This window comes from Longicatena sp. 210702-DFI.1.196, from assembly GCF_020563125.1.
GTDB lineage: Bacteria > Bacillota_I > Bacilli_A > Erysipelotrichales > Erysipelotrichaceae > Longicatena > Longicatena caecimuris.
Window position 1 is genome coordinate 1 of record NZ_JAJCPX010000097.1, and the last position, 672, is coordinate 672.

Here is a 672-nt window from a genome sequence, read left to right on the forward strand (position 1 = left end):
CCTTCCAGCTTCAAGGTAAAGTGAAAGCTATCTTCTCCATCATATACATAACCTTGTGGAAAGGAGATATGCTTTGTTACGATCAGATCCGTTGTCTTCTGCTCAACATATGGCATATATAGATTCACAAATTCAACTCTGGCACCATCTGGTTTGATCGTACCGATGGCAGAGGTCCCCGCTGCCGGAGAAACCTGTTGAAAATTTTCTTGCGGCAGCTCCAAGATCTCATAGGATACCCCATTGCCAACATACTCAAATTTTGCAGTATATCCACCATATAAGGTAAAGTTTCCATTACGATCGGTCATGACAGGTATCTTATTGGTTGTTTCCGAAGATATCGTACCATCCTGATGATTGTATACCTCATCTCCGTTTTCATTGAACACACGGTATTGTTCCTTATTGGCAAGCTTTCCATTTAACTTTAATACGAATTTGAAAGCCACATCCTTTGGTACCTCATAACGATCATCAGCACTTTCTACATGCTTGGTGATAAAGAGGTCAGGAGTCTTATTCTCTTCATTGGTAAAGGTCATTCTCGTTGTTTCCTCTGCCTGTATAGCTTGCGTACCTGCGACCATAAAGAAAGCAGCAAGCAATAGTACGCTGATTCGTTTTATATATTTCATAATATCATGCCCCTTCCTGTGATGGTTGCCATTC

At 41.1% G+C, this 672-nt stretch carries 1 pseudogene; it reads right to left on the reverse strand.

The window, feature by feature from the left end:
• Positions 1-638 (reverse strand): annotated as a pseudogene (locus LI241_RS15530) (hypothetical protein); the annotation flags it as partial.
• Between the last annotated feature and the right edge of the window lie 34 nt (positions 639-672).